Origin of the sequence: Aeromicrobium sp. CFBP 8757, from assembly GCF_014841755.1 — a bacterium.
Classification (GTDB): Bacteria; Actinomycetota; Actinomycetes; order Propionibacteriales; family Nocardioidaceae; genus Aeromicrobium.
Genome location: NZ_JACYUM010000006.1, coordinates 20,601 through 46,979 on the forward strand (window position 1 = coordinate 20,601; position 26,379 = coordinate 46,979).

The 26,379-nt window shown below is 70.5% G+C and carries 30 protein-coding genes and 1 tRNA gene; 18 read left to right on the top strand and 13 right to left on the bottom strand.

The window, feature by feature from the left end; all coding sequences use genetic code 11:
* Positions 1 to 25: 25 nt before the first annotated feature.
* Complete coding sequence (locus IFT73_RS15840) at positions 26 to 826, bottom strand: crotonase/enoyl-CoA hydratase family protein (RefSeq protein ID WP_192168462.1); 801 nt, start codon at positions 824 to 826, stop codon at positions 26 to 28.
* Positions 827 to 867: 41 nt separating this feature from the next.
* On the bottom strand, positions 868 to 1,827 hold the full coding sequence (locus IFT73_RS15845; RefSeq protein WP_192168463.1) for a MerR family transcriptional regulator: 960 nt from the start codon (positions 1,825 to 1,827) through the stop codon (positions 868 to 870).
* A gap of 114 nt (positions 1,828 to 1,941) precedes the next feature.
* Between IFT73_RS15845 and IFT73_RS15850 the strand changes: the two genes are divergently transcribed.
* From IFT73_RS15850 to IFT73_RS15865, 4 genes are all read left to right on the top strand, one after another.
* Positions 1,942 to 2,229, top strand: coding sequence for a WhiB family transcriptional regulator (locus IFT73_RS15850; protein ID WP_056604305.1), 288 nt, complete (start codon positions 1,942 to 1,944; stop codon positions 2,227 to 2,229).
* 71 nt (positions 2,230 to 2,300) lie between these two features.
* Entirely contained in the window at positions 2,301 to 2,873 is a 573-nt protein-coding gene (locus IFT73_RS15855; RefSeq protein WP_192168464.1) for a type 1 glutamine amidotransferase domain-containing protein, read from the top strand.
* Positions 2,874 to 2,878: 5 nt separating this feature from the next.
* Positions 2,879 to 3,196, top strand: a complete 318-nt coding sequence (locus tag IFT73_RS15860; RefSeq protein WP_192168465.1) for a DUF4235 domain-containing protein — start codon at positions 2,879 to 2,881, stop codon at positions 3,194 to 3,196.
* Complete coding sequence (locus tag IFT73_RS15865) at positions 3,193 to 3,693, top strand: DUF664 domain-containing protein (RefSeq protein WP_192168466.1); 501 nt, start codon at positions 3,193 to 3,195, stop codon at positions 3,691 to 3,693. Before IFT73_RS15860 ends, IFT73_RS15865 begins: the two co-directional genes overlap by 4 nt.
* On the opposite strand, the gene IFT73_RS15870 is transcribed toward IFT73_RS15865, so the two are convergent.
* Entirely contained in the window at positions 3,690 to 4,439 is a 750-nt protein-coding gene (locus IFT73_RS15870) for an enoyl-CoA hydratase (protein ID WP_192168467.1), read from the bottom strand. The genes IFT73_RS15865 and IFT73_RS15870 overlap by 4 nt on opposite strands.
* Before the next feature lie 58 nt (positions 4,440 to 4,497).
* Between IFT73_RS15870 and IFT73_RS15875 the strand changes: the two genes are divergently transcribed.
* Together IFT73_RS15875 and IFT73_RS15880 are read left to right on the top strand one after the other, a co-directional pair.
* Positions 4,498 to 4,929, top strand: a complete 432-nt coding sequence (locus tag IFT73_RS15875) for an SRPBCC family protein (RefSeq protein WP_192168468.1) — start codon at positions 4,498 to 4,500, stop codon at positions 4,927 to 4,929.
* A 40-nt stretch (positions 4,930 to 4,969) separates the two neighbouring features.
* A complete protein-coding gene (locus tag IFT73_RS15880) occupies positions 4,970 to 5,842 on the top strand; it encodes an alpha/beta fold hydrolase (protein WP_192168469.1) in 873 nt (290 codons plus the stop codon).
* Positions 5,843 to 5,845: 3 nt separating this feature from the next.
* Here the strand turns inward: IFT73_RS15880 and IFT73_RS15885 are convergent, their stop codons facing one another.
* The gene (locus tag IFT73_RS15885) at positions 5,846 to 6,466 is read right to left on the bottom strand and encodes a trans-aconitate 2-methyltransferase (RefSeq protein ID WP_192168470.1); all 621 of its coding nucleotides are present in this window, start codon (positions 6,464 to 6,466) and stop codon (positions 5,846 to 5,848) included.
* Between the two features lie 82 nt (positions 6,467 to 6,548).
* Here IFT73_RS15885 and IFT73_RS19660 point away from each other — a divergent pair, with 82 nt between their 5' ends.
* Positions 6,549 to 7,358, top strand: a complete 810-nt coding sequence (locus tag IFT73_RS19660; RefSeq protein WP_192168471.1) for an IclR family transcriptional regulator C-terminal domain-containing protein — start codon at positions 6,549 to 6,551, stop codon at positions 7,356 to 7,358.
* A 92-nt stretch (positions 7,359 to 7,450) separates the two neighbouring features.
* Complete coding sequence (locus tag IFT73_RS15895) at positions 7,451 to 8,392, top strand: NADP-dependent oxidoreductase (protein WP_192168472.1); 942 nt, start codon at positions 7,451 to 7,453, stop codon at positions 8,390 to 8,392.
* A gap of 170 nt (positions 8,393 to 8,562) precedes the next feature.
* Here IFT73_RS15895 and IFT73_RS15900 read toward each other — a convergent pair.
* Positions 8,563 to 8,645, bottom strand: a tRNA-Leu gene (locus IFT73_RS15900).
* A 147-nt stretch (positions 8,646 to 8,792) separates the two neighbouring features.
* On the opposite strand from IFT73_RS15900, the gene IFT73_RS15905 reads away from it, so the two are divergent.
* From IFT73_RS15905 to pknB, 6 genes are read left to right on the top strand one after another with little or no spacing between them, the layout of a single operon-like run.
* The gene (locus tag IFT73_RS15905) at positions 8,793 to 9,512 is read left to right on the top strand and encodes a DUF3662 and FHA domain-containing protein (protein WP_192168473.1); all 720 of its coding nucleotides are present in this window, start codon (positions 8,793 to 8,795) and stop codon (positions 9,510 to 9,512) included.
* On the top strand, positions 9,512 to 9,991 hold the full coding sequence (locus tag IFT73_RS15910; RefSeq protein ID WP_056604218.1) for an FHA domain-containing protein: 480 nt from the start codon (positions 9,512 to 9,514) through the stop codon (positions 9,989 to 9,991). The genes IFT73_RS15905 and IFT73_RS15910 overlap by 1 nt, the downstream gene beginning before the upstream one ends.
* A 3-nt stretch (positions 9,992 to 9,994) precedes the next feature.
* Entirely contained in the window at positions 9,995 to 11,287 is a 1,293-nt protein-coding gene (locus tag IFT73_RS15915) for a PP2C family serine/threonine-protein phosphatase (protein ID WP_192168474.1), read from the top strand.
* Entirely contained in the window at positions 11,284 to 12,657 is a 1,374-nt protein-coding gene (locus IFT73_RS15920; RefSeq protein ID WP_192168475.1) for an FtsW/RodA/SpoVE family cell cycle protein, read from the top strand. The genes IFT73_RS15915 and IFT73_RS15920 overlap by 4 nt, the downstream gene beginning before the upstream one ends.
* Positions 12,654 to 14,126: a penicillin-binding transpeptidase domain-containing protein gene (locus tag IFT73_RS15925; protein WP_192168476.1), complete on the top strand. Its 1,473-nt coding sequence runs from the start codon at positions 12,654 to 12,656 to the stop codon at positions 14,124 to 14,126. The genes IFT73_RS15920 and IFT73_RS15925 overlap by 4 nt, the downstream gene beginning before the upstream one ends.
* A 43-nt stretch (positions 14,127 to 14,169) precedes the next feature.
* Positions 14,170 to 15,969, top strand: a complete 1,800-nt coding sequence (gene pknB / locus IFT73_RS15930; protein ID WP_192168477.1) for a Stk1 family PASTA domain-containing Ser/Thr kinase — start codon at positions 14,170 to 14,172, stop codon at positions 15,967 to 15,969.
* A 42-nt stretch (positions 15,970 to 16,011) separates the two neighbouring features.
* Here pknB and IFT73_RS15935 read toward each other — a convergent pair whose 3' ends face one another.
* A complete protein-coding gene (locus tag IFT73_RS15935; RefSeq protein ID WP_192168478.1) occupies positions 16,012 to 16,740 on the bottom strand; it encodes a DUF881 domain-containing protein in 729 nt (242 codons plus the stop codon).
* Positions 16,741 to 16,832: 92 nt separating this feature from the next.
* Between IFT73_RS15935 and IFT73_RS15940 the strand changes: the two genes are divergently transcribed.
* Positions 16,833 to 17,078, top strand: coding sequence for a cell division protein CrgA (locus IFT73_RS15940; protein WP_056604199.1), 246 nt, complete (start codon positions 16,833 to 16,835; stop codon positions 17,076 to 17,078).
* A gap of 88 nt (positions 17,079 to 17,166) precedes the next feature.
* On the opposite strand, the gene IFT73_RS19105 is transcribed toward IFT73_RS15940, so the two are convergent.
* Complete coding sequence (locus IFT73_RS19105; RefSeq protein ID WP_371811304.1) at positions 17,167 to 18,000, bottom strand: rhomboid family intramembrane serine protease; 834 nt, start codon at positions 17,998 to 18,000, stop codon at positions 17,167 to 17,169.
* Between the two features lie 3 nt (positions 18,001 to 18,003).
* Positions 18,004 to 18,534 carry a peptidylprolyl isomerase gene (locus IFT73_RS15950; RefSeq protein WP_192168479.1) on the bottom strand — a complete coding sequence of 177 codons (531 nt, stop codon included), beginning with the start codon at positions 18,532 to 18,534 and terminating at the stop codon, positions 18,004 to 18,006.
* A gap of 107 nt (positions 18,535 to 18,641) precedes the next feature.
* On the opposite strand from IFT73_RS15950, the gene IFT73_RS19355 reads away from it, so the two are divergent.
* Positions 18,642 to 18,776, top strand: coding sequence for a hypothetical protein (locus tag IFT73_RS19355; RefSeq protein WP_255355092.1), 135 nt, complete (start codon positions 18,642 to 18,644; stop codon positions 18,774 to 18,776).
* Positions 18,773 to 19,549 carry an enoyl-CoA hydratase/isomerase family protein gene (locus IFT73_RS15955; protein WP_056604190.1) on the top strand — a complete coding sequence of 259 codons (777 nt, stop codon included), beginning with the start codon at positions 18,773 to 18,775 and terminating at the stop codon, positions 19,547 to 19,549. The genes IFT73_RS19355 and IFT73_RS15955 overlap by 4 nt, the downstream gene beginning before the upstream one ends.
* Before the next feature lie 4 nt (positions 19,550 to 19,553).
* Here IFT73_RS15955 and IFT73_RS15960 read toward each other — a convergent pair whose 3' ends face one another.
* Genes IFT73_RS15960 through IFT73_RS15980 form a run of 5 tightly spaced genes read right to left on the bottom strand, consistent with a single transcriptional unit; the run spans position 19,554 to position 24,215 of the window.
* Positions 19,554 to 19,892, bottom strand: a complete 339-nt coding sequence (locus IFT73_RS15960; RefSeq protein ID WP_082555981.1) for a DUF3817 domain-containing protein — start codon at positions 19,890 to 19,892, stop codon at positions 19,554 to 19,556.
* A 4-nt stretch (positions 19,893 to 19,896) separates the two neighbouring features.
* Positions 19,897 to 20,667 (bottom strand): SURF1 family protein, encoded by a 771-nt coding sequence (locus tag IFT73_RS15965; protein ID WP_192168480.1) that lies wholly within the window; start codon positions 20,665 to 20,667, stop codon positions 19,897 to 19,899.
* Entirely contained in the window at positions 20,664 to 21,941 is a 1,278-nt protein-coding gene (glyA, locus tag IFT73_RS15970; RefSeq protein WP_192168481.1) for a serine hydroxymethyltransferase, read from the bottom strand. The genes IFT73_RS15965 and glyA overlap by 4 nt, the downstream gene beginning before the upstream one ends.
* Before the next feature lie 25 nt (positions 21,942 to 21,966).
* Entirely contained in the window at positions 21,967 to 22,626 is a 660-nt protein-coding gene (locus IFT73_RS15975) for a response regulator transcription factor (protein WP_056604183.1), read from the bottom strand.
* Entirely contained in the window at positions 22,626 to 24,215 is a 1,590-nt protein-coding gene (locus tag IFT73_RS15980) for a GAF domain-containing sensor histidine kinase (RefSeq protein WP_192168482.1), read from the bottom strand. The genes IFT73_RS15975 and IFT73_RS15980 overlap by 1 nt, the downstream gene beginning before the upstream one ends.
* Before the next feature lie 462 nt (positions 24,216 to 24,677).
* Here IFT73_RS15980 and IFT73_RS15985 point away from each other — a divergent pair, with 462 nt between their 5' ends.
* A complete protein-coding gene (locus IFT73_RS15985) occupies positions 24,678 to 26,309 on the top strand; it encodes an ABC transporter substrate-binding protein (protein ID WP_192168483.1) in 1,632 nt (543 codons plus the stop codon).
* Positions 26,310 to 26,379 lie beyond the last annotated feature (70 nt).

Consider the following 26,379-nt stretch of genomic DNA (forward strand, 5'->3'; position numbering starts at 1 on the left):
AGCAACCGGAGACGTGGACGAGGAATCAGCCGAACGTCCGCGGGCCGAACTCCGGCTTCTGCTCCGCGGCACCGGCCTTGCGGGCAATCGCGGTGTTGCGGGCCTTGAACATCGCGGCCTGCAGCTTGCGCTCGAGGCGCCACGCCGAGCGCAGGCTGCCCCGGCGCGTGCCGTAGACGAGCTGCTTGGTGGCGGCGACCGAGTCGGGCGAGCGCTCGAGGACCTGCTCGACCAGCGCCAGGGCGGACGCCAGGGGGTCGTCGGTCGCCTCGGTGGCGAGCCCCAGCTCGGCGGCGCGGGTGCCCGAGAACGTCTCGCCGGTCATGGCCAGGCGCATCAGGACGTCGGCCGGCAGCAGCTCGCTGAAGGGGACGGTGCCGCCCATGTCGGGCACGAGGCCCCACTTGGCCTCGAGGATCGCCCAGGTCGCGTCGGGCGTCGTGAACCGGAAGTCGGCGCACGAGGCCAGCTGGAGACCCGCGCCGTAGACGTGACCCTGCAGCACCGCGACGACCGGGACGGGCAGCTCGCGCCAGACCTGGTTGACGCGCTGGAAGCGGTTGAGGGCGCGCGGGCCCGCGATGAAGAACTTCTTGACCCGGTTCCGGTCGGCGAACGCGGCCCCGAAGTCGAGGCCGGCGCTGAAGGAGCGTCCCGCCCCGCGCAGGACGACCGCGCGGACGGCGCGGTCCGAGCGCAGCCGGTCGGCGGCGGCGATCAGCTCGTCGATCGTGTCGAGGTCGATGCCGTTGAGCTTGTCGGGACGGTTGAGCGTGACGTGGGCGATCGGTCCGTCGACCTCGACGAGCACGCGGGGTTCGGTCATGGCCCCAATCTAGCCGTCCGGCTACCGGCCGGTAGGTGCGCTCAGCCGACGAGCGAGGTGATGCGCGCGACCGTCGACTCGAGGCTGACGCTGATCGTCGCGTGCCCTCGCGCGTCCGGCCGCTGGGGCCACCCCGGGCCGCCGAGGATCGCGGTGGTGGGCGGGACCATCGCGGTCACGACCTTCCACATGTCGTCGTCCTCCTCGCGCGGCAGCGACGCCCAGACGAACACGATGGTGGGGCGCAGGTTGGCGGTCATGCTCGCCAGGGCCTTGGCGGGGAACTGGGCCCCCAGCACGTGGCACGCGAGCCCGGCCTCGGCCAGCCCGGCCTCGAGCGCGATGAGCGGCATCGAGTGCAGGTCGCTCTCGGCGCTGGCCAGGACGATCGTCGGGCCGCTGGAGTCGAGGCGACCCGCCGCCCGCGTGTAGGCGCGCAGCTCGCCGACGATGACCTCGCTCGCGATGTGCTCGACCTCGATGCCGAGCCGCCCGTTCGACCACTCCTCGCCGATGCGGATGAGCGCCGGCGCGATCACGCCCGACCACGCGCCGTTGACACCGTCGCGCCGCAGCGCTCCGCCCACGAGGGCCCCGACGCGATCGGGCTCGTAGTCGCGCGCCGCCCGGATGATGCCGTCGATGATCTGCCCGTGGTCGAGGTCGGCGCCGTGGTCGTCGATCGACGCCTCGAGCAGCGCGGCCTCCAGGCCGTCGGCGGCGACGGCCTGCGCGACGCGGGCGGCCTCCATCGGCGGCGCGCCGCGACTGATCAGCGCCTGCACGAGCGTGACGCGATGGATGTCGGTCTCGGTGTACCGGCGGTGGCCGCCGGTGGTGCGGTGCGTCGGGCCGACGCCGTACCGGCGCTCCCACGTGCGCAGGGTGGACGGGGAGATGCCGAGACGTTCGGCCACGGAGCCGACGTTCCAGACGATCGCGCCGACGGGACGCCCCGTCTCGTCGGGCTCGGAGGCCTCGACGCTCTCGGGGTTCGACATGTGCCCAGCATAGAACTTGTTCAGGGCCTTGCGCTCTGAACAAGTTCTGAGTAAGTTTCGAACACATTCTGAATTCGAGGTTTGATCCCGTTCAATTCGGGGAAAGAAGGAATCATGGTCAACGTCAACCGCCTCCCCGGTCCCATGATGGACGCGTACGAATGGCAGTACGAGGGCGCCTGCATGGGCGTCGACAGCTCTGTCTTCTTCTCCCCCGAAGCCGAGCGAGGCGCCAAGCGCGAGCGACGCGAGCAGGCTGCCAAGCAGCTGTGCCTGCGCTGCCCGGTCATCGAGCGGTGCCGTCAGCACGCTCTCGCGGTCCGCGAGCCGTACGGCGTCTGGGGCGGGTTGACCGAGGGCGAGCGGGCCGCGATGGCCCGCCAGGAGAAGATCGCCAGCTGAACGTCCCCGTCGCGACCGCGACGCTCGGGGGGCGCCGCGAGCCCGACGTCCCCATGTCATCAGGAGGCACCATGAGCACCGATTCGAACCAGCAGCTGTCCGGCCGCACGATCGCCTTCCTCACGTCGCAGGTCGGCGTCGAGAAGGCCGAGCTGACGTCACCGTGGCAGGCCGTGATCGACGCGGGCGGCACGCCCACGCTCATCGCACCCGAGAAGTCCCCGGTGCAGTCGATGGTCGGCGACGTCGACAAGGACGACACCTTCGACCCCGACCTCACGGTCGACGCGGCCTCGGTCGCCGACTTCGACGCACTCGTCATCCCCGGCGGCACGGTCAACGCCGACAACGTCCGCGGCGACGACGCATCGGTCGCGATGGTGAAGGCGTTCATCGACGCCGGCAAGCCCGTCGCGGCGATCTGCCACGGCCCGTGGGCCCTCGTCGAGGCCGGCGTGCTGCCGGGCAAGACGCTCACGTCGTTCCCGTCCCTGTCGACCGACATCACCAACGCCGGTGGCTCGTGGGTCGACAAGACGGTGTTCCACTGCCCCGCCAACGGGTGGGACCTCGTGACGTCGCGCAACCCCGACGACCTCGACGCGTTCAACGCCACCCTCACCGACGTCTTCGCGAAGGCCTGATCCGCATGGCAGCCAAGAACGCCAGGACCGCACCCGGCACAGCCCCCAGCACGTCGGCCAAGATCCTCTACCGCCCGGTCGGCATCGTCAGCTCGATCGCGGGCGGCCTGATCGCGAGCGCGATCTTCAAGCAGGTCTGGAAGCGGGTCAGCGCCGGCGACGGCGTCGACCCGCCCGGCCCGCTGGAGTCCGAGTACGACTTCAAGGAGATCCTGCTCGCCGCGGTGATCCAGGGAGCCATCTACTCGACGGTCAAGACCGTCATCCAGCGCCAGGGAGCGCGCACGTTCGAGCGCGCCACCGGCGAGTGGCCCGGGTCGTGAGCACGGTCGCCGACGTCCTGGGCGACACCTTCGGCCGCATCGGCGACGACGTCGTCGCGCTGGTCGAGCCGATGTCCGACGCCGACCTCGTGCGCCGGGTTGCTCCCGGCGCCAACACCGTCGGGTGGCTCGTGTGGCACCTGCTGCGCGTGCAGGACGACCACGTCGCCGACGCCGCGGGCACCGAGCAGGTGTGGTTCGCGAGCGGCTGGGTCGACCGGTTCGGCCTGCCGTTCGAGGCCGGTGCGACGGGCTACGGCCAGACGCCCGACGAGGTCGACGCCGTCCGGCCCACCGCGGAGCTGCTGACGGGCTACGCCCGTGAGGTCACCGCCGCGACGCAGCGCTACGTCTCCGGGCTGGACGAGGGCGACCTCGACCGCGTCGTCGACGAGGGCTGGGACCCACCGGTGACGTTGGCCGCGCGACTCGTCAGCGTGATCGGCGACGACCTCAAGCACCTCGGCCAGGCCGAGTACGCCGCAGGCCTGTCCTAGTCGGCGAATCGCCGCATGAACGTGCGGAAGCGCTCGTTCTGCATCGACTCGGCCTGCCGCCACGACTCGTAGTCGAGCGAGGTGGGCAGGTCGGACGTCGACGCGATCCGCACCGACTGCTTGATGTCGGCCATGAGCACGGGCTCGCGCTCCGCGTAGACGTGCGCGAGCCCGAGAGCGTCCGCCAGGGCGTCGTCGGCCGACCGGTCGGCCAGCCCGATGCGCAGCGCCTCGTCGGGGCCGATGACCGCTCCCTCGAGCAGGGCGGCGGTCGCGCGCCCGCGGCCGATGCGTTCGGTCAGCATCCAGCTGCACCCGCCGCCGGGGTGCAGGCCGATCTCGGCGAACGTCGGGCCGAACCCCGCGTGGGGGCCGGCGACCACGACGTCGCACGCGAGCGCGACGTTCAGGCCCGCGCCGATCGCCGCGCCGTTGACCGCGGCGACGGTCGGGATCGTCAGGTCGCGCAGCCCGAGGAACGAGGCGTAGACCTTCATGAGGTGGTCACGCATCTGGTCGGTCGGACGGTCGAGGTCGCCGAAGAGGTTGGCCAGGTTCGCCCCGGCGCAGAAGCCCTTGCCGGCCCCGGTGACGACGAGCGCGCGGGCGTCGCGATCCGCCGCGACGGTGCGGACGGCCTCGGCCAGCTCGTCGAGCAGCGGCCAGTCCAGGGCGTTGCGACGCTCCGGGGCGTTCAGCGTCAGCAGGCGGACGGGACCGTCGGATTCGAGGAGCACGAGTGACATGCGCCGACGATAGCGGCCGCGGCGGATTGATCCGATCGTCCTCGGGTACGCCACCGACATGACAACCATCAGCCGCACCTTCACCGTCGAGCCCTCCCCCGCCACCGTCCTGGACTACCTCAAGGACTTCTCGCACGCCGAGGAGTGGGACCCGGGCACCGAGAAGTGCGACCGCATCGACGCCGGACCGGTCGCCGTCGGCAGCCGCTGGCACAACACGTCCAAGATCGCGGGCGTCTCGACCGAGCTGGAGTACACGCTCGAGGAGCTCACCGACTCCAAGGTCGTCTTCGCCGGCAAGAACGACAGCGCCACCACGACCGACGCGATCACGGTCGTGCCGTCGGGCTCGGGCAGCGAGATCACGTACGAGGCCGTCATCGAGATGAGCGGCGCCGCCAAGCTCGCGACCCCCTTCGTCAAGCTCGTCTTCGAGAAGATCGGCAGCGACACCGAGGACGACATGGTGAAGGTGCTGAACCGCCTCTGACCCCCGACGGGTGGTCCGTCGGGTCTGGCACGCTGGACGCATGACGCACCTCGACGGATCCTTCAGCTCACGCCAGGACGGCATCGACATCGCGACCTACGCGTGGCCGCTGCCCGAGGGCACGGACGCCCGCGGTGTCGTGCAGATCGCCCACGGCCTGGCCGAGCACTCCGCCCGGTACGACCGGTTCGCGGTCGCGCTCAACGCAGCCGGCTACCACGTGCACGCGGCCGACCACCGCGGGCACGGCCGCTCGATCCACGCCGCACCGGGCGACTTCGGCGCGCCGGGCTTCGCGGGCCTGCAGGCCGACGTCGTGCAGCTCGGCGAGCAGCTGCGCGAGCAGCACCCCGACCTGCCGCTCGTCCTGTTCGGCCACTCGATGGGGTCGTTCGCGACGCAGCACGTGCTGCTCGAGCGCTCCGACCTGTACGACGCGGTCGTGCTGTCGGGGTCGACGGCGCTCGACGTCCTCGCCGCGGGCATGGGTGACGGACCCGTCGGCGACCTCAGCGCGTTCAACGCGCCGTTCGACGACCGCACGGGCTACGAGTGGCTGTCGCGCGACGAGGCCGAGGTCGACGCGTACGTCGCCGATCCGCTGTGCGGGTTCGACCTGCCCGCCGAGACGCTCCCGTCGTTGTTCGCCGGGACCGAGCGGCTCGCCGACCCGGCCGCGCTCGCGGGCATCCGGCACGACCTGCCGATCCTGCTGGCGTCCGGCACCGACGACCCGCTGGCCGGCGGTGGCGAGCTCATCGAGCTGCTCGCGACCCGCTACCGCGACGCCGGCGTCACCGACGTCGAGGTCGTCCTCTACCCGCAGGGGCGCCACGAGATCCTCAACGAGACCAACCGCGACGAGGTCACCGCCGACGTCATCGGGTGGATCGACCGCCACCTCGGGCAGTAGGGGTCACGCCAGCTCGAGCGACACGTGGCACTCGGCGAACCGGCGGTCTGGGTCGGGCTGCGCCACGAGGCGCCACCGCTCGGTCAGGCCCGCTGCCGTGAGCAGGTCGACCATCGCGTCCGGGTGCCAGCGCCACGCCCGCGCGACGCGGTGGTCGAACTCGACGACCGGTCCTGACGCGTCGTCGGTGCACTGGAACGCGACCATGACCCGCGAGCCGGGCCACAGCCGCCGCACCCACGCGTCGACGACGGCCCGGACGTCGTCGGGGTGCACGTGGATCAGGCTGAACCTCGCCAGCACTCCGGCGAGCGGGCCGTCGTCGCCGAGCGCGGCGAGGGTCGCGTCTCCCTCGACGAACCGCACGTGCGGGTGGCTGCGGCGGGCGATCGCGAGCATGCCGGCCGACGGGTCGATACCCACGACGTCGAGCCCTGCGACGGCGAGGTCGCTCGTGACGTGGCCCGTGCCGCACCCGACGTCGACGATCGTGCCGACCGGGCCCGCCGCGGCCTCCGCGACGAACGCCGCGACGGCGTGGCGCTCGAGGACCGATGCGTACCCCTGCGGGAAGGCGTCGTCGTAGGCGCCTGCGAGCGCGTCGTACCCCGGCTGGCTCGTCATGCCCGGGATCATCGCACGGGGGCGTCGAGGGGGCGGTGCCGTGCGAGAATGACGCTCACATCCGGGACGGAAGGCATGACCTGTGGCCAAGCGGGGCGAGGGCGCTGACTTCGTCGAGGCACTCGCTCGAGGGCTCGACGTCATCGAGTGCCTCGGAACGGCCGCACGGGCGATGAGCCTCAGCGAGATCGCGACCGCGAGCGACCTGGCCCGCCCCACCGCCCGTCGCCTGCTCCTGACGCTGGCCGAGCTCGGGTTCGTCCGCGTGACCGGTGGCTCGTACGACCTGACGCCGAAGGTGCTGCGCCTCGGCATGGCGTACGTCGGCTCGACCGGGCTGTGGGACGTCGCGCGCCCCCACATGGAGGACCTCGTCCGCACGACCGGCGAGTCGACCTCGATGACGCAGCTCGACGGGTCCGACATCGTCTACGTCGCGCGGGTCGCCGTGCCGAAGATCATCGCGATCCGGGTCGAGATCGGCACGCGCTTTCCGGCCGTCGTGACGTCGCAGGGCAAGGTGCTGCTGGCGGCCCTCGACGCCGACGCGCTCGACACGACCCTGCGCATCCCCAGCCGCGCCCCCGGCGTGGCCGTGCCGTCCGTCGACGTCGACCGCGTGCGCGGGCAGCTCGCGACGATCCGCGAGCAGGGGTGGGCCCTCGCCGACGAGGAGCTGGCCCCGGGCGTGAGGTCCGTGGCGGTGCCAGTGCGCGACGCGTCCGGTCGCACCGTCTCGGCCATGAACGTGACGGTCAACGCGGCCGAGACCAGCGTCGAGACCCTGACGCAGGTCTACCTGCCCGCGCTCGTCCGCACGGCCGCCGAGGTCTCGGCCGACTGGGCCCTGCTGCAGGGTCGCCCGCAGAGCGAGGTCTCGGCCGTCCGCTGACGCGGTCTCCGCACGCCATGTCTGCTGGTCCTCGAGCACCGGGCCGACCACCTGTCCGGAATAGGCATCGTGCAGGCCGAGTTGCACCGGACATGCGAGCCATCGGAGTGCCCCTGCCCGGCGACGAGGACGACCTGGAGGTGCTCGACCTTCCTGTGCAGGATCCGCAGGACGGCCAGATCCGCATCCGCGTCCACGCCGCGACCGTCAACCCCACCGACACCGCGATGATCCGCGGTGCCTACTACCGCGACGGCGAGGTGCCGCCCGGGCCGCACGTCCCCGGCATGGACCTGTCCGGCGTCGTCGACGCGATCGGTGCGGGCGTCGACCGGTTCGCGGTCGGCGACCGCGTGATCGCCGTCGTCGCTCCCCTCAGCAAGACGCGTGGCGCCTACCAGGAGCAGATCGTGCTGCCCGCCGAGCAGGTCGTCCCCGCACCCGCCGGTGTCGACGACGCAGCGGCGGCGACCCTGCTCATGAACGCGCTCACCGCGCGCCTGGCCCTCGACGAGATGGCCGTCCCGGCCGGCGGGACCGTCGCCGTCACCGGCGCGGCCGGCGCGTTCGGCGGATACGTCGTGCAGCTGGCCAAGGCCGACGGCCTGCGCGTCGTCGCCGACGCCAAGGAGGGCGAGGAGGACCTCGTCCGCGACCTGGGCGCCGACATCGTCGTCCCCCGCGGCGACGACGTGGCCGCCACCATCCGCGCCGCCGTGCCCGAGGGCGTCGACGGCCTGGCCGACGGCTCCGTGCAGATCGACCAGACGCTCGCGGCCATCAAGGACGGCGGGGCGCTCGTGACCATCCGCGGGTGGGACGGTCCGACCGACCGCGACATCTCGGTGCACCCGATCTTCGTCTCGTCCGCCGTCGGCCACACCGACAAGCTCGACCGCCTCCGTCAGCAGGCCGAGGACGGCACGCTGACGTTGCGAGTGGCCACGACGTTCCCGGCCGAGCAGGCAGCGGAGGCCCACAAGCTGCTGGCCGGCGGCGGGGTGCGCGGCCGCATCGTGCTCGACTTCAGCTGACAACCGCCCCCACTCGACCGTCACCCCGTTCGGACCTCTCCGTCCGCACGGGGTGTCGGTCCTCGGGGCGCCACGCCATCTTCACCACGGGTTCGTGGAACACGTTCCGGTCGCTGCATCGCGACGAGAAAGGGCCGGAACCCTGAGGTTCCGGCCCTTCGTCGATCCTGTGCGCGAGGGGGGATTTGAACCCCCACGCCCTTGCGGACACTGGCACCTGAAGCCAGCGCGTCTACCATTCCGCCACCCGCGCATGGTCCCTGAGGACCGGTCACACAGTCTAACAGGCCATCTCCGGTAGGTTTCCCCCGCGCCCGGTCACGACGGATGAGGCGCCACTTCGGGGAGTCCCGATACCATCGCAGGGAACATCATTGATCCGATCGGAAGGCGGCCGTAGATGGCGGGGGTGCTGCAGCGCTTCGAGCAACGGCTGGAGGGTGCCGTGACGGGAGCGTTCGCCCGGGCCTTCCGCAGCGCGGTGCAGCCGGTCGAGATCGCCGCTGCCCTGCAGCGCGAGGTCGACAACTCCGCGCACATCCTGTCGCGCGACCGGATGCTGGTGCCGAACGACTTCACCGTCGAGCTCGCGCCCTCCGACTTCGAACGCCTCAACCCGTTCAGCACGACGCTGGCCGAGGAGCTCGAGACGCTCGTCAAGGAGCACGTCGTCGAGCAGCGCTACACGATGCCCGGCGCGTTCGAGCTGACGTTCACGATGGTCAACGACCTCAGCACCGGACGCTTCCGGGTGCGCAGCAAGACCACCGCCGCCGTCACGCCCGTCGCGGGCCAGCGCATGACCGACACGGCCGTGCGGTCGGCCGACGTCATCCTCGAGGTCAACGGCATGCGTCACCCCCTGAGCCCTCCCGGTGTCGTGATCGGCCGCGGCAACGAGGCCGACCTCAAGATCGACGACCCGGGCATCTCGCGGCGTCACGCGCAGGTCAAGATCCACCAGAGCGGCGCCGAGACCACCGTCACGATCGTCGACCTCGACTCGACCAACGGCGTCGTGCTCAACGGGCACCGCGTCGCCACCGCGGTCGTCGCCGACGGCTCGGAGATCCGGCTGGGCAACACCGTGATCATCATCCGCATGACGGAAGTGACGTGATGTCCGAGCTCACCCTGACCCTCATCAAGCTCGGCTTCCTGGCCGTGCTGTGGCTGTTCGTGCTGTCGGCCGTGTCGGTCATCCGCTCCGACATCTTCGGCACCAAGGCCCCGTCGACACCCCGCCCGGCCAAGCAGAAGGCGCCGGCCAAGGTCGGCCGCACCAAGGCGCGCAAGCCCCCGCGCGGTAACCCCACGACGCTCAAGATCGTCGACGGGCCCAACGCCGGCCAGAGCGTGCCCCTCGGCGACGGGCCGATCCTGCTGGGACGCGGCACCGACGCGGCGATCCGCCTCGACGACGACTACGTCTCGACGCGTCACGCCCGCTTCGCGACCAACGGCGAGCAGTGGTTCGTCGAGGACCTCGGCTCGACCAACGGCACGTACCTCGGCAGCCAGCGCATCACGACGCCGATCCCGATCGGCCTGGGCATCCAGGTGCGCCTCGGCAAGACCATCGTCGAGCTGCAGAAGTAGTCCATGACCGCCCTGAGCTACCGCTACGTCGCCCTGACCGACACGGGTCTGCGCCGCGCCGACAACGAGGACTCCGGCTACGCGAGCGACCACCTGCTCGTCATCGCCGACGGCATGGGCGGTGCCGCCGCCGGCGAGATCGCCTCGTCCGAGACGCTCCACGTCATCCGCCAGCTCGACCGCGACCTCGACATCGATGCGATCGACGCCCTCGACCGAGCCGTGATCGACGCCAACCAGCGCCTGGCCGACATCATCGCCCGCGACCCCGCCGTCGAGGGCATGGGCACGACGCTCGACGCCCTGCTGTGGGACGGCGAGAAGTTCGCCTTCGCGCACATCGGCGACTCGCGGGTCTACCGCCTGCGCGGCAACGACCTGCAGCAGATCAGCACCGACCACACCTTCGTCCAGAGCCTGATCGACGAGGGCCGCATCTCCAAGGCCGAGGCGCGCACGCACCCGCACCGCTCGCTGATCCTGCGCGCGATGCTGGGCCGCGACGACAACGGCGCCGACCTCAGCTGGGTGCAGCCCGTGCTGGGCGATCGCTACCTGCTGTGCAGCGACGGCCTCTCCGACATGGTCGAGGACCCCGCGATCGCCCGCGCCCTCGGCGCCGAGACGATCGACATGGCCGCGACCGAGCTCATCCGCCTGGCCCTCGAGGGCGGCGGCGTCGACAACGTCACCGTCGTGATCGCCGAGTTCGTCGAGAAGAACACCGAGCCCGACGAGCACCTGTCGTGCTCCGACGGCCAGCCGCAGCTCGTCGGCGCGGCCGCGAGCCAGCAGCGTCCCCGCACCGGCAACGCCGCTGCGGGCACCGACACGACCCGCACCGACGGTGAGCAGACCTTCGACCCCGAGGAGCTGCGCTACGCCCCCCGACCGCCGAGCCGGCGGCGCTGGGTGCGGTGGACGGCCGGGCTCGTCGTGCTCGCGGCGATCCTCGCCGCCGCCGGCTACTTCGCGTACCAGTGGTCGCAGACCCAGTACTACGTCTCGGACGTCGGCGGGAAGGTCGCGGTCTACCGCGGCGTCCAGGCCGACATCCCCGGCATCACCCTGAGCCACGTCGACGAGACGACCGAGATCGAGCTGACGTCGCTCAGCGAGTTCCAGCGTCGCGAGATCGAGGACGGCATCGAGGCCTCGAGCAAGGCCGATGCCCTGCAGACCATCAAGGAGCTCGACGTCATCACCCCGCCCACCCCGGCACCCAGCCCCAGCACCGCGCCCGCCCCGGCGACCACGACCCCGACCGCCGCGACCCCCGCGGTCTGGACCCCATGACGACCCCGGTCTGGGTCCCCCGCAAGCGGCGCGGGGCCGAGCTGTTCCTGACCTTCCTGGCCGTCTTCATCGGCATCGCCGCCTACGCCTCGGTGGGCCTCGGTGCCGAGGGCACGATCCCGGCCGACACCTACAAGCTCGGCGGCGCCCTGATCGTCGTGGCCATCGCGACGCACCTGATCGTGCGCCGGGTCGCCCCGTACGCCGATCCCGTGCTGCTGCCGCTGGTCATCTCGCTCAACGGTCTCGGCCTCGCGATGATCTACCGGCTCGACATCGGACGCCAGCAGATCGACCCCGCCCGGGCCGCGTTCGCGAACTCCCAGCTGGTGTGGACGGCCGTCGGCATCGCGGCCTTCGCCGGCATCCTGATCGCGGTGCGCGACCACCGCCGCCTGCAGACGCTGACGTACACGTTCGGCGCCGCCGCGATCGGCCTGCTGATCCTGCCGCTGATCCCCGGCGTGGGGCAGACGATCAACGGTGCCCGCATCTGGGTCGTCCTGTTCGGCTTCAGCTTCCAGCCCGGCGAGGCCGCCAAGGTGTGCCTCGCGATCTTCTTCGCCGGCTACCTCGTCGTCAAGCGCGACGCCCTCGCGCTGGCCGGCCGGCGCGTCATGGGCATCGACCTGCCGCGTGGGCGCGACCTCGGCCCGATCCTCGCGTGCTGGCTCATCAGCGTCGGCATCCTGGTCTTCCAGCGCGACCTCGGATCGTCCCTGCTGTTCTTCGGCCTGTTCGTCGTGATGCTCTACGTGTCGACCGAGCGCCCGGGCTGGATCGTCGTCGGCGGGCTGCTGTTCGGCGCCGGCGCCTACTTCGGCTATGCCGCCTTCGGCCACGTGCGCGTGCGCTTCGATGCCTGGCTCGACCCGTTCGGCGACCCCGACCGCAACGGCCAGGTCATCAACGGCCTGTTCGGGCTGGCGCACGGCGGCATCCTCGGCCAGGGTCTCGGCCAGGGCAGCCCGCAGCTGACGCCGTACTCGTTCTCGGACTTCATCGCCGCCTCGATGGGCGAGGAGCTGGGCCTGACGGGCCTCATGGCGATCCTGCTGATCTACGGGCTCATCGTCGAGCGCGGACTGCGCATCGCGCTGACGTGCCGTGACGCCTTCGGCAAGCTGCTGGCCGCGGGTCTCGCGTTCTCGTTCGCGCTGCAGGTGTTCGTCGTGGTCGGCGGCGTCACCCGCCTGATCCCGCTGACGGGTCTGACGACGCCGTTCATGGCGCAGGGCGGCTCGTCGGTCGTCATGAACTGGGCCATCATCGGTCTGCTGCTGCGCATCAGCGACCAGACGCGTCGCCCCGCCCCCGAGATCTCGACCTTCGACAGCAACGACGAGACCCAGGTGGTGAAGATCTCGTGAACCGTCCCATCCGCAACATCGCCGTCGCGTGCCTCGTGCTGTTCCTGGCGCTGATCCTCAACGCCAACTTCGTGCAGTTCGTGCAGGCCGACGAGCTCAACAGCAAGAACGGCAACCGCCGCGTCATCAACGAGGAGTTCTCCCGCGACCGCGGCGCGATCCTGGTCGACGGCAAGCCCGTCGCCGAGAGCGTCAAGAGCAAGGACGAGTACAAGTTCCAGCGCCGCTACCCCGACGACGACCTGTACGCGCCCCTGACCGGCTACTTCTCCTACATCTACGGTCGCAGCGCCGTCGAGAGCACGCAGAACGACGTCCTGTCGGGCAGCGACGACCGCCTGTTCGTCAACCGGGTCGTCGACCTGGTGTCGAACAAGCAGCCCAAGGGCGGCAGCGTCGAGCTCACGATCGACCCCCTGGCCCAGAAGGCCGCCGCCGAGGGCCTCGAGCGCCTGGGCGACGACACCAAGGGCGCCGTCGCGGCGATCGACCCCCGCACGGGTGCCGTCCTCGCGATGGTGTCGCAGCCGTCGTACGACCCGAACCGCCTCGCGAGCCACGACTTCACCGAGGTGCAGAAGGCCTGGCAGGACCTCACGACCGACGACGACCAGCCCATGACCAACCGCTCGACCGAGCAGACGCTGCCCCCGGGCTCGACGTTCAAGCTCATCACGGCGGCCGCCGCCCTCGAGAACGGTGTCGTCACCGACATCGACGACAAGGTCAAGGCCGGCACGACGCTGAAGTTCCCCGGCTACGGCTACACCCTGCCCAACGAGAACGGCGGCAACTGCGGCGGCAGCACGATCACGTTCGAGCGGGCGCTCAACGTCTCGTGCAACGTCGCCTTCGGTGGTCTCGCCCTCGAGATCGGCCAGGAGAAGCTCGGCGAGCAGGCCGCCAAGTTCGGCTTCGGCACCGACCCGATCGACGGTCTGGCCGCGAGCCCCAGCCGCTTCACGAACCCCGACACGACGCTCGAGCCGCCGCAGCTCGGCCAGACCGGCATCGGCCAGTTCGACGTGGCGGCGACGCCGCTGCAGATGGCCATGGTCGCGGCGGGCATCGCCAACGACGGCGACGTCATGAAGCCCTACGTCATCGACACCGTGCGCGCGCCCAATCTGCGCGTGCTCGACAAGACGCAGCCCGAGCGGCTCAGCGAGGCCGTCAGCGAGACGACGGCCCGCAAGCTGCGCGAGATGATGGTCAGCACGGTCCAGCAGGGCACCGCGACCTCGGCGCAGATCGCCAACGTCGAGGTGGGGGCCAAGACCGGCACCGCCCAGTCGACGCCCGACCGTCCGCCCTATGCCTGGTTCGTCTCGTACGCCAAGGACGGCGACAACGAGGTCGCCGTCGCGGTCCTGGTCGAGTCCAGCGACACCGCCCGCGACGAGATCGCCGGCGGACGCCTCGCCGGTCCGATCGCCAAGTCCGTCATGGAAGCGGTGCTGGGCAAGTGACCGACGTACTCCCCCTGAACGCAGCGATTGAAGGAATGACACCATGACCGATTCCGGCGACACCGAGGCCACCGACGGCGTGGTCCGCCTGGGCGACCGCTACGAGCTCGGCGGGCTGCTGGGTCGTGGCGGCATGGCCGACGTGCGCGTCGGTCGCGACCTGCGTCTGGGTCGCACCGTGGCGGTCAAGCAGCTGCGCGGCGACCTCTCGGCCGACGACACGTTCCAGGCCCGGTTCCGCCGCGAGGCGCAGTCGTCCGCGGCGCTCAACCACCCGTCGATCGTCGCGGTCTACGACACGGGCGAGTCGATCGACAAGCACGGCAGCCACGTGCCGTACATCGTCATGGAGTACGTCGAGGGCCAGACGCTGCGCGACATCATGCGCGGCGCCGAGAACGGTCGCAAGATCCTGCCCGAGCGGGCCCTGTCGATCACCGCCGACATCCTCAGCGCGCTCGACTACAGCCACCGCTCCGGCATCATCCACCGTGACATCAAGCCCGCCAACGTCATGCTGACGCCGTCGGGCCAGGTCAAGGTCATGGACTTCGGCATCGCGCGGGCCATCGCCGACACGTCGTCGGCCATGACGCAGACCGCCGCCGTCATCGGCACGGCGCAGTACCTGTCGCCCGAGCAGGCGCGCGGCGAGACCGTCGACGCCCGCAGCGACATCTACTCCACCGGCTGCCTGCTGTACGAGCTGCTCACGGGACGTCCGCCGTTCATCGGCGACAGCCCCGTGTCGGTCGCGTACCAGCACGTGCGCGAGGAGGCCAAGCCCCCGTCGCAGCTCAACCCCGACGTCAGCCAGGCGATCGACAACATCGTGGCCAAGTCCCTCGCCAAGCGCGTCGACGACCGCTACGAGAGCGCCGCCGCGATGCGCAAGGACCTCGAGCGCGTCCTGGCGGGTCACTCGGTCGACGCGCCCACGTCGGCCACCTCGGTCGTGCCGGGCGCGACGCAGGTCGCCCCGGTCGTCGCGGCCGCGGCTGCCGGCGCCGCCGCGGGCTCGCGCCGCGCCACCCCCGAGCCGGAGGACGAGGACGACAAGTCGGGCAAGTGGTGGGCGATCGGCGCCCTCGCGGTCGTGCTGATCGCGGCGATCGCCGGCGTGCTGTGGTTCACCGGGGCGTTCGACTCCGACGAGCCGCCGCCGCCGACGCAGGTCGCCGTCACCGACGTGACCGGCCAGGACGTCGACACCGCCACACGAGCCCTGACCAACGACGGCTTCGTGGTCGGCGACACGACCGAGCAGGCCAGCGCGGACGTCGAGGAGGGCCAGGTCATCGAGACCGATCCCCCCGCCAACACGCAGCTCGACGAGGGCTCGACGGTCAACCTGGTCGTCAGCACCGGCCCCGAGACGGTCCCGGTCCCCAATCTCTCCGGCTACACGTACGACCGTGCCAAGGAGACCCTCGAGGGGCTGGGCCTGCAGGTCACCAAGGAGCTGCAGGACAGCGACGCCCCGCGCGACCAGGTGCTCAACACCGACCCGTTCAGCGGCAGCGAGGTCGAGGCCGGCTCGACGGTCAAGCTGATCGTCTCGCGCGGTCAGGCCACCGTCCCCGACCTGGTCGGCCAGATGGAGCAGGACGCCCAGGACGCCCTCGACGAGCTCAACCTGAAGTACGAGGTCACCGAGGACCCGAACTCCACGGAGCCCGCCGGCACCGTCGTCCGCCAGTCGCCCACCAGCGGCCAGCGGGTCTCGATCGGCTCGACCATCACGCTGACGGTGTCGCGCAAGCCCGACACCCCGACGCCGACGACACCCACGCCGCCGGCCACCGACGGTGACCCGAACGTCCCGGACACCCTGGGCGGTTGAGCCCGGCGGCAGAGTGGGGCCGGGTCAGGGGTCGGGCCCGACTCAGCCGGCGATGCGGGCGTGCGTCAGGGACACGGGGTTGGCGTAGGCCTTGACCGTGACCTGGCGCAGCTGCTCGATCTCGAGGCCGAGGTCGTAGCTGCGCGAGTAGTCGGCGTACGTGGACGTCTCGGGCGACTGCGCCATCGCGCGGTACATGCCGCCGACGTTGCCGATCGCCTCGATGACGTAGGGCGGCGAGTAGGGCACGCCGTCGAGCACGACGGTGTTGCCGACGCACTTGATGCCCGTGGTGGAGATGAGCCGCTGGCCCTGCAGCGAGATCGCCTCGGCGCCACCGGCCCACAGCGCGTTGACGTACGCCTGGATGTCCTGCTGGTGCACGACCAGCAGATTGGGGTCGATGTCGGGATCCTTGCCGGTGCGGGGGGCGTCGGTCAGCGTGACCCGGATGCCGGGTCCCCTCATCGCTGTCAGCCCCGTGGCGGGCTCGAGGTCGTCGACCCGCTCGCGCAGCCGGTCGAGGTCGTCGCCGCCGACGCCGGACGACAGCTGGTCGATCTGGGCGCGCAGCGACTGAGCGTCGTCGCGCCGGGAGTCGATGCGGTCGGACCGCTCGCGCAGCAGCGAGCCGACGTCGCCGCCGGACGGTCGCAGGTCGTCGCCGTCGGCGCTGATCGACGCCGCCGCGAAGAGCAGGCCGGTCGCGGTGAACACGCCGAGCACCAGGAGCGGTCGTCGGCGCAGCGCGTGGGTGCCCGTCTTGGCCATGCCGCACTCCTCCCGTGCCCGGTCGACGACTAGGCTACCCGTGAGCACCCACCGATGCGGCCCTCGCGCCGCACCAACCCACCGGAGACGTCGTGGCGAGAGACAAGGCCCCCAAGGGACCGCAGGCCCAGAAGATCGGCAACCGCTGGGCGGGCCCCGCCATGGTCGGCTCGGCCCTCATCGGACTGGTCTGGATCGTGGTGTTCTACGTGCTGAACGGCCAGACGATCGACTACCCGTCGTTCCTGCAGTGGTACGCCGACCTCGGCAACTGGAACCTCGTGATCGGCATGGGCTTCATCGTGGCGGCCTTCGGCTTCGCGATGAAGTGGGAGTGACCACCGCTCCTCGCCGAATTACACGGGTGTAGTTATCCACATCTGTGTGCACAGCTGTTGACGACGGTGTGCGCGTTCCGCCCCGCCGCTAGGGCGTGAGCTGCATCGTGCGCAGCACGAAGGCGGCGACCATGATGATCCACAGCCCGCCGATCGCCAGCGACTGCACGAGCGTGCGGCGGTCGCGCGGCGCGTAGGCGAACACCGCTCCCAGGGCGACTCCCGCGACGAATCCGCCGAGGTGCCCCTCCCAGCTGATGTTGGGGCCCGCGACGCTGATGAAGGCGTTGATCGCCAGCAGCACCAGCAGCGTGCGGACGTCCTGCTTGGCCTTGAGCAGGAAGATCAGGGCCATGCCGAACAGCCCGAACACGGCACCGGAGGCGCCGATCGTGACGGTCGCGGGATCGGCCAGCAGGTACACCACGATCGAGCCGGCGATGGCCGACGTGAGGTAGGCGACGACGAAACGGGCCGTGCCGAGCGCGCGCTCGACGAACGGCCCGAACAGGTACAGCGCGTACATGTTGAACAGCAGGTGGAGCATGCTGCCGTGCAGGAAGGCCGAGGTCAGCAGACGCCAGTAGTCGCCGTCGGCGGTGACGTACGCCTGCAGGGCTCCCTGCTGGTAGACGTCGCCGGCCCGGTCGCCGGTCGCGAGCTGCGCGACGTAGGCCGCGACGTTGATGCCGATCAGGATCATCGACACCCGGCCCTCGCGGCCGGAGACGGCTCCGCCGGCCAGCGTCGTCGGCTGGCGGACGGTCTTGGCCCCCTCCGCGATGCAGGAGGGGCACTGGAACCCGACGGAGGCGTCTCGCATGCAGTCCGGACAGATCAGCCGCTCGCACCGCTGGCACGAGATGTAGGCCTCGCGGTCCGGGTGGTTGTAGCAGCGATAGTCCTCCGCCGGGAGGTTCACGACCTAGCCCTCGGTGCGGGCGATCGTCAGCTTCTCGATCACGACGGGCTGCGCCGGACGGTCGAAGCCGTCGGTCGAGACCTTGCCGATCGTGTCGACGACAGCACGGCTCGCGTCGTCGGCGACCTCGCCGAAGATCGTGTGCTTGCGGTTGAGCCAGTCGGTCGGCACGAGGGTGATGAAGAACTGCGAGCCGTTGGTGCCCGGTCCGGCGTTGGCCATCGCGAGCAGGTACGGCTTGTCGAAGCGAAGATCGGGGTGGAACTCGTCCTCGAACGTGTAGCCCGGGCCACCGGTGCCGGTGCCGAGCGGGTCGCCGCCCTGCAGCATGAAGTTGGCGATGATGCGGTGGAAGCCGAGCCCGTCGTAGAAGGGCTTGGTCGCGACCTGGCCGGTGGCCGGGTCGACGAACTCCTTGGTGCCCTCGGCGAGGCCGACGAAGTTGTCGACGGTCTTGGGGGCGTGGTCGGGGAAGAGGTTCACGACGATGTCGCCATGGTTGGTCGAGAAGGTCGCGGTGAGCTGCGAGGCCACAGGGGGGATCCTTTCGGTGTGGTGACCCCATCTTTTCACGTCCGGCCAACTTCCGTCGGGCGGCTGGCGGGGCGGCGGTCCACCGATCCGGTGGCTATCGTGAGCGCATGTCGACGTCCTCGGGCTCCCACCGCCTGCGCACCCTGTTCCTGCTGACGCTGCTGGTCGGCGCGCTGCTCGCCCTGCGGGCCGCGGTCGCCGACAAGGGCGGCTCCTACGATCCCGCGGAGGTGCGGCGATGAGCGTCACGGTCGAGCGGGTCGACGGCGGCATCGCGGTGCTGACGTTCAGCGAGCCTCCCGTCAACCTCTACTCCCTCGAGCTGCACGACGCCTTCGACGTCGCGCTCGACGAGGTCATGGCCGATCCGCCGCGGGCGCTGCTGATCCGCGCCGAGGGCAAGATCGTCTCGGGAGGCGTCGACGTCGCCCAGTTCCACGCGCGCCGGACCAAGGCCGAGACGCTGGCCCTGTACGACCGCATGCTCGAGCTGCCGACCCGGATCGACGCCATGCCGTTCCCGACGTTCTTCGCGGCCCACGCCCTGACGCTGACGTGGGCCTTCGAGGTCGCGGTCGCGTGCGACATCATCCTGGCCAGCGAGAAGGCGAAGTTCGGCCTGGTCGAGCGGGTCATCGGCCTGACGCCCACGATGGGCGGCACGCAGCGGCTCGCGGCGCGGGCCGGCGTCGGTCGCGCGAAGGAGTTCGTGTTCACGGGCGACCTCTACGACGCCGCGACGATGGAGCGCTGGAACGTCGTCAACCGGGTGCTCCCGGTCGAGGGCTTCGACGACGCGGTCCTGTCGTTCGTCCGGTCGATCGCGGTCGGCCCCACGAAGGCGTTCGGCGCGGCGAAGGACATCCTGCGCCACTTCGAGGCCGGCGGCGTGCCGCAGGCGATCGAGCACACGACCGCGATCGCGTCCGAGCTGTTCGACACCGACGACCTGCAGCACGGCATGGAGTCGTTCCTGACGAACGGCCCCGGCCGGGCGACGTTCGAGGGCCGCTAGAGCGTCAGGCGATCGCGGGGTGGTCGGCGTTGACCTTGAGGGTCGTGCGCCGCTCGGCCCAGAAGCTGACGAACGGGATCGTCGCCAGCAGCATCGTCGTGATGGTGAAGACGGGCTTCCACTTGTTGCGGGTGGCCAGCACGGCGATCACGACGAGCAGGGCCATGAACAGCAGGCCGTGGACCTGGTCGATCACGAGGATCAGCGTCTCGTTGCGGTTCCACCACGAGCCGTCGCCGGTCAGTCGTTGGGCGAACGCGGCCGTGAACACGAAGATCAGGTTGAGGCCGACGATCGTCGCCAGCACCTGGTACGGAAGCAACGGACCGCGAGGATTCTTCACGACCTCAGGCTACCTTCGCGGGCCTGGCGGCGATCGTCTCGGTGCACATGCGCCACCACATGAACGCCGCGAAGAGGCCGAAGACCCACCACTGCATCGCGTAGGCCAGGTTCTTGAGGCCGACGGTCCACGAGACGTCGTCGGGCTGCGGCGGCGGCACGAGGTCGAGGGACCCGGCGGTCGCCGCGTCGGTGCTGATCGCGAAGCCCGAGTAGAGGTCGTACGGCACCTCGTTGATCAGGCTGGGGATCCGGACGGCGCCGATCGTGCGCTCGTCGGGGTCGAACGACCGGGCGCCGGCCTCGGCGGGCTCGCCCGGCTCGAGGACGGCCTCGACGACCACGCGGCCGGCCGGGACGTCCGGGAAGGCGCCGGTCTCGGACGACCAGCCGCGCACGACCAGCAGGGTGTCGCCGCCGGCGACCTGCAGCGGTGCGAGAAGCCACGCCCCGTCGCGTCCGTCGAGCTCCTTGGGCGTGACCCAGATCTGCTCGTCGGCCGGGGCGAACGACCCCTCGACCGTCACGGGCCGGTGGTTCAGGTCGCGGGTGAACGGCGTGTCGGGCGTCCACAGGTCGGTCAGCGCGACCCGCGGCACCTCGCGCTTGTCGGCCTGCTCGTCGTGCTGGCGCGAGTCGTACACGCCCATCTGCCACAGGCCCATCAGGACGCAGAAGACGACCGCGACCACCCCGAGGACGTGCAGGCCCATCAGGCCGGGCGTGAACCAGGCCTTGACGGGGGGTCTGCTCGTCTCGGGGCGCACGGTGGTCACGCCGTGAACGGCGTGACGTCCGGGTAGAGCGGGAAGCGCTCGGCCAGCACCGTGACCCGCTTGCGCAGGCCCTCGAGGTCGACCTCGCCGGGCTGCAGCGCCGCGGCGATGATGTCGGCGACCTCGGTGAACTCCTCGGCGCCGAAGCCGCGGGTCGCGAGCGCCGGCGTGCCGATGCGCAGGCCCGACGTCACCATCGGCGGACGGGGGTCGTTGGGGACGGCGTTGCGGTTGACCGTGATGCCGGCCTCGTGCAGCCGGTCCTCGGCCTGCTGGCCGTCGAGCTCGGAGTCGCGCAGGTCGACCAGCACCAGGTGGACGTCGGTGCCGCCGCTCAGCACCTTGACGCCCGCCTCGGTCATGTCGTCGGCCAGCAAGCGCGACGCCAGGATCTGGGCGCCCTCGATCGTGCGCTGCTGGCGCTCCTTGAAACCGGGCTCGAGCGCCATCTTGAAGGCCACGGCCTTCGCGGCGATGACGTGCTCGAGCGGGCCGCCCTGCTGGCCGGGGAACACCGCGGACCGCATCTTCTTGGCGACCTCGTCGTCGTTGGTCAGGATCGCGCCGCCGCGAGGACCGCCGAGGGTCTTGTGCGTCGTGGTGGTGACGATGTGCGCGTGGGGGAGGGGGCTGGGGTGCAGGCCCGCCGCGACCAGGCCCGCGAAGTGCGCCATGTCGACCCACAGCTTGGCGCCGACCTCGTCGGCGATCTCGCGGAACAGCGCGAAGTCGAGCTGCCGCGGGTAGGCCGACCAGCCGGCGATGATGACCTGGGGCTTGTGCTCGCGAGCCAGCGAGCGCACCTCGTCCATGTCGACCAGACCGGTCTCGGGCACCACGTGGTAGGCGACGGGCTTGTACAGCTTGCCCGAGAAGTTGAGCTTCATGCCGTGCGTCAGGTGGCCGCCGTTGGCCAGGTCGAGACCGAGGATCGTGTCGCCGACCGTCGCGATGGCGTGCAGCGCCGCGGCGTTGGCCGTCGCGCCCGAGTGCGGCTGGACGTTGGCGTAGCCCGCGTCGAACAGCTGCTTGAGGCGGTCGATCGCGATCGTCTCGACCTGGTCGACGAACTCGCAGCCGCCGTAGTACCGCTTGCCGGGGTAGCCCTCGGCGTACTTGTTGGTCAGCACGCTGCCCTGCGCCTCGAGCGCCGCGACGGGCGCGAAGTTCTCGGAGGCGATCATCTCGAGCGTCGACTGCTGACGATGCAGCTCGGCGTCCAGAAGCGCTGCGATGTCGGGGTCGAACTCGGACAGGTGCTGGTCGTGGCTCATGCCACCAAGGATAACGGTCGCGCCGTCACGACTTGCGCGGGTTCATCCCGGCATGACGGGTGACGAGGACCGCCGCCTGGGTGCGTCGCTCCAGGCCCAGCTTCGAGAGCAGCTGCGTGACGTAGTTCTTGACGGTCTTCTCCGCCAGGAACATCTCGCCGGCGATCTGCCGGTTGGTCAGGCCCTGCCCGATCAGGTCGAGGATGCGGCGCTCCTGCTTGGTCAGCGACTGCAGGGGGTCCTCGGCCGGCTCGCCCTCGCGGATGCGGCGCAGGACGCGCTGCGTGACGGCCGGGTCGAGCAGCGACTGGCCGCTCGCGACGCGGCGGACGGCCTCGACGAGATCGGTGCCGCGCACCTGCTTGAGGACGTAGCCGGCCGCGCCGGCCATGATCGCGGCGAACAGCGCGTCGTCGTCGTCGTACGACGTCAGGATGATGACGGCGATCGAGGGGTCGAGCGAGCGGATGTCGCGGCACACCTCGATGCCCGAGCCGTCGGGCAGGCGCGCGTCGAGCACCGCGACGTCGGGCTTCATCGACGGGATGCGGGCGACGGCGTCCTGGGCCAGCCCGGACTCGCCGACGACCTCGATGTCGTCCTCCTGGTCGAGCAGGTCCTTGAGCCCGCGGCGGACGACCTCGTGGTCGTCGAGCAGGAACAGTCTGATCGGTGCGGCACTCATCAAGATCTCCTCGGTACGGTCCACGAAACGGTCGTGCCCTGGTCTGCCTCGCCCGTGACGGTGCAGGTCCCGCCGAGCAGCTCGGCCCGCTCGCGGATGTTGCGGAGCCCGTTGCCCGGCGACCCGGGTCGCAGCCCCCGACCATCGTCGCGGACCTCGAGACAGATGTCGTGACCGACTCCCACCTCCACAGAGACGCGGGACGCCCTCGCATGACGGACGATGTTCGACAGGGCCTCGCGCAGCACCGCCAGCAGGGGGCCGCGGACGTCGTCGGGGACCATGCTGTCGACGGGCCCCGACAGCGTGAGGTGCGGCGTGAACCCCAGCAGCTTGGCGGCGTCGTGCACGACGAGCTCGAGCTCGGCGCGCAGGTCGTCGGCCTGCGTCGTCGAGCTGAGCGCGAAGATCGTGCGCCGGATGTCCTTGATGGTCTGGTCGATGTCGTCGATCGCCGACGACAGACGCTCGACCGCGGCGGGCTCCGCGATGAGCTTGGTCGTGTTGTCGAGCATCAGGCCGATGCCGAACAGCCGCTGGATGACGAGGTCGTGCAGGTCGCGGCCGATCCGGTCGCGGTCCTCGAAGACCGCAAGACGCGCCTGGTCCTCCTGCGCGCGCGCGACCTGCAGCACGAGCGCCGCCTGGTTGGCGAAGCCCTGCGGCACGACGGGGTCGAGCTCCCACCGATCGGTCTGGTGGCCCTTCATCCAGCCCACGATCAGCACGCCGGTCTCCTCGCCGCCGCGCAGCGGCAGCACCATCAGCGATCCGAGGTCGGGCCAGGCCGGGGTCTTGTGACGCTGGTAGCGCGGGTCGAGCTCGGTGTCGGGCACGACGATCGTCTGGCCGAGCCGGGCGGCCTCGCCCACGAGGGTGCCGTTGGGCGGGATCGCCTCGCCCAGCACGCCCTCGGCGGGACGCCCGGAGACGGCCTCGACGACGAGGCTGTCGGAGGTGTCGGGCATCAGCAGGGCGACGAAGTCGGCCGCCGACACGAGGCGGGCCCGATCGGCGACGAGCTGCAGGGCGGTGTGGCGCGAGATCGGCGAGAGCAGGGACGTCGTGATCTCGCTGGCCGCCTCGAGCCACAGGCGCTGTCGCCCGCCGCGCTCGTGCAGCCGGGCGTTCTCGATGACGACGCCGGCCGCCGAGGCGATGGCCTGCGCGACCTCCTCGTCCTCGTGCGTGAACCCGTGGCCCGACCGCTTGCCGATCAGGTACAGGTTGCCGAACTCGAAGTCGTGGATCCTGATCGGGACGCCGATGAAGGCGCTGCCCTCGCCCTTGCCGGCGCTGCCGCGCCGCACCCGCGGGTCGGGCTGCTCGAGGAGGTCGACCAGGAGCTGCCGTCCGGGGTGCTGCTGGTCGACGACCCCCGGGACGTTGTACGCCGCGAAGGTGCCGATCCGCCGGTCCGACCGCCGGTCGAGGACGTCGAGGAAGCCGCGCTCGGCGTCGACGAGGTCGCCGGCCTGGCGCAGGATCCGGTCGAGCAGTCCCTCGAGGGACAGGTCGGACGACATCGTCGCGACGGCCTCGAGGACACCTCGCAGACGTTCGGACGCCACCTTGGCACTCCCCGGCATGAACACACTCCCTGAGTACCAGCCTACGGACGGCGGGACCTGAGGTCTCGACTTTAGCGACCTTCGCCGAAGATCATGAGGACATTGGTCCCTGCCGCTGCCCGACCGGAGCCGTCACGATGGAGGTACGAACTCAGTCGTATCCCGGCTCTCCCGCCGCGGTCCGTGCGGATCTCCCTCCGTCCAGACCCTGGGTCGAGGCACCTCTCCCGGCAGCCCGACCCGGACGACACGAGAAGAGACCCGACGCTCTCCCGCGTCGCGGTCACGGCCCCCGGCAGCGCCTCGCGCTACGGGGGTCTTCGTCATGGGCGCGCGGTGCAGACGGTTGCATCTGTCACCGAACTGCAATGTTCGCGGACCGCACCTCCCGTCCCGGCGCGTGTAGCGTGCGGACCACCTGTCCCATCATGTGGACGACCGTCGCCGCCGCGGGTGGGTGGCTCGACTCATAGGAGACCAATGACCATCTTCCGTCGGGGGACCGCGCTCGCCGCGGTGTCCGCAGTGGCCGGGGTAGCCCTCGCAGCCTGCGGAGCAGGGAACAACAGCGGTGGCAGCGACTCGGGAGCGGGACTGATCGTCGGCACGACCGACAAGGTCGTCTCGATCGACCCGGCGGGCTCGTACGACAACGGCTCGCTGAACGTCCAGACGCAGGTCTACCAGTACCTCCTCAACTTCCCGGCCGGCAGCACCGACCCGACGCCGGACGCCGCGTCGGCGTGCGACTTCGACACGCCCACGACGTACGTGTGCACCATGAAGCCCGGTCTGACGTTCGCCAACGGCAACGAGCTGACCGCCTCCGACGTCGCGTTCTCGTTCAACCGCATCGTCGCGATCAACGACCCGAGCGGCCCCTCGTCGCTGCTGGGCGCCATGAAGAGCGTCGAGGCCACCGACGACTCGACCGTCACGTTCACGCTCAACGCGCCGAACGACCAGACGTTCCCGCAGATCCTGGTGACGTCCGCCGGTCCGATCGTGGACGAGGAGACCTACCCCGCCGACAAGGTGCTCGACGACGACGCGGCCGTCAAGGCCGCCGGCTTCTCGGGCCCGTACACGATCGCGAAGTACTCCAAGAACCAGCTCGCCGAGTTCAAGGCCAACCCCGACTACCAGGGCACGTACGGCAAGCCGAAGACCGCATCGGTCACGATGAAGTACTACGCCAAGCCCGAGAACCTGAAGCTCGACATCAAGAACAAGGACATCGACGTCGCGTACCGGTCGCTGACCCCGACCGACATCGCCGACCTCGAGAAGACCGACGGCATCAACGTCGTGACGGGCGACGGCGGCGAGCTGCGCTACATCACGTTCAACCTCGAGACGATGCCCGGCGACTCGCCGGAGCAGAAGCTCGCGATCCGCAAGGCCATGGCCTCGTCGATCGACCGGGCCGACATCGCGACGCAGGTCTACAAGGACACCTTCACCCCGGCGTACTCGATGGTCCCGGACGGCCAGACCGGCGCGACCGAGGCGTTCAAGGACGCCTACGGCGACGCGCCCGACGCCACGAAGGCCAAGCAGTTCCTCGACGAGGCGGGCGTCTCGACGCCGGTCGACATCAAGCTGCAGTACAACCCCGACCACTACGGATCCAGCTCGGGCGAGGAGTACGCGGCGGTCAAGCGTCAGCTCGAGGCCTCCAAGCTGTTCACGGTCGACCTGCAGTCGACCGAGTGGGTCACGTACTCCGAGGAGTACAACGCCGACGCGTACCCGGTGTTCCAGCTCGGCTGGTTCCCGGACTTCCCCGACGCCGACAACTACCTGTCGCCGTTCCTGAGCCCGTACGACAAGGAGAAGAGCGGCAACTTCACCAACTCGCACTACAACGACCTCGACTCCGACTTCGCCGACCCGGAGATGACGAAGCTGCTCGAGAGCGAGCGCACCGACGCCGACAAGGCGTCGCGCGAGGCGACGCTGGGCGCGATCCAGGAGCGCCTGGCCGACCAGGTGCCCTACCTGCCGCTGCTGACCGGCTCGCAGGTCGCGATCGGCGTCGACGGCGTCAAGGGTCTCGACGAGACGCTCGACCCGTCGTTCAAGTTCCGGTTCACCTCGCTGTCGAAGTGACCACCTGAGGAGGGGCGGGCCCGTCGGGTCCGCCCCTCCTCGGCATGAGACCACCACGAAGAAGAGGACC

Excerpts from the sequence above, each read along its gene's own strand:
- IFT73_RS15870 (WP_192168467.1), bottom strand. The coding sequence starts at position 4,439 with ATGTCACTCGTGCTCCTCGAATCCGACGGTCCCGTCCGCCTGCTGACG.
- IFT73_RS15855 (WP_192168464.1), top strand. The coding sequence starts at position 2,301 with ATGAGCACCGATTCGAACCAGCAGCTGTCCGGCCGCACGATCGCCTTC.
- IFT73_RS15885 (WP_192168470.1), bottom strand. The coding sequence starts at position 6,466 with ATGACGAGCCAGCCGGGGTACGACGCGCTCGCAGGCGCCTACGACGAC.
- IFT73_RS15975 (WP_056604183.1), bottom strand. The coding sequence starts at position 22,626 with ATGAGTGCCGCACCGATCAGACTGTTCCTGCTCGACGACCACGAGGTC.
- IFT73_RS15935 (WP_192168478.1), bottom strand. The coding sequence starts at position 16,740 with ATGGCCAAGACGGGCACCCACGCGCTGCGCCGACGACCGCTCCTGGTG.
- IFT73_RS15840 (WP_192168462.1), bottom strand. The coding sequence starts at position 826 with ATGACCGAACCCCGCGTGCTCGTCGAGGTCGACGGACCGATCGCCCAC.
- IFT73_RS15845 (WP_192168463.1), bottom strand. The coding sequence starts at position 1,827 with ATGTCGAACCCCGAGAGCGTCGAGGCCTCCGAGCCCGACGAGACGGGG.
- IFT73_RS15880 (WP_192168469.1), top strand. The coding sequence starts at position 4,970 with ATGACGCACCTCGACGGATCCTTCAGCTCACGCCAGGACGGCATCGAC.
- IFT73_RS15955 (WP_056604190.1), top strand. The coding sequence starts at position 18,773 with ATGAGCGTCACGGTCGAGCGGGTCGACGGCGGCATCGCGGTGCTGACG.
- IFT73_RS15980 (WP_192168482.1), bottom strand. The coding sequence starts at position 24,215 with ATGCCGGGGAGTGCCAAGGTGGCGTCCGAACGTCTGCGAGGTGTCCTC.
- pknB (WP_192168477.1), top strand. The coding sequence starts at position 14,170 with ATGACCGATTCCGGCGACACCGAGGCCACCGACGGCGTGGTCCGCCTG.
- IFT73_RS15915 (WP_192168474.1), top strand. The coding sequence starts at position 9,995 with ATGACCGCCCTGAGCTACCGCTACGTCGCCCTGACCGACACGGGTCTG.
- IFT73_RS15905 (WP_192168473.1), top strand. The coding sequence starts at position 8,793 with ATGGCGGGGGTGCTGCAGCGCTTCGAGCAACGGCTGGAGGGTGCCGTG.
- IFT73_RS19355 (WP_255355092.1), top strand. The coding sequence starts at position 18,642 with ATGTCGACGTCCTCGGGCTCCCACCGCCTGCGCACCCTGTTCCTGCTG.
- IFT73_RS15850 (WP_056604305.1), top strand. The coding sequence starts at position 1,942 with ATGGTCAACGTCAACCGCCTCCCCGGTCCCATGATGGACGCGTACGAA.
- IFT73_RS15895 (WP_192168472.1), top strand. The coding sequence starts at position 7,451 with ATGCGAGCCATCGGAGTGCCCCTGCCCGGCGACGAGGACGACCTGGAG.
- glyA (WP_192168481.1), bottom strand. The coding sequence starts at position 21,941 with ATGAGCCACGACCAGCACCTGTCCGAGTTCGACCCCGACATCGCAGCG.
- IFT73_RS15985 (WP_192168483.1), top strand. The coding sequence starts at position 24,678 with ATGACCATCTTCCGTCGGGGGACCGCGCTCGCCGCGGTGTCCGCAGTG.
- IFT73_RS15920 (WP_192168475.1), top strand. The coding sequence starts at position 11,284 with ATGACGACCCCGGTCTGGGTCCCCCGCAAGCGGCGCGGGGCCGAGCTG.
- IFT73_RS15910 (WP_056604218.1), top strand. The coding sequence starts at position 9,512 with ATGTCCGAGCTCACCCTGACCCTCATCAAGCTCGGCTTCCTGGCCGTG.
- IFT73_RS15860 (WP_192168465.1), top strand. The coding sequence starts at position 2,879 with ATGGCAGCCAAGAACGCCAGGACCGCACCCGGCACAGCCCCCAGCACG.
- IFT73_RS15875 (WP_192168468.1), top strand. The coding sequence starts at position 4,498 with ATGACAACCATCAGCCGCACCTTCACCGTCGAGCCCTCCCCCGCCACC.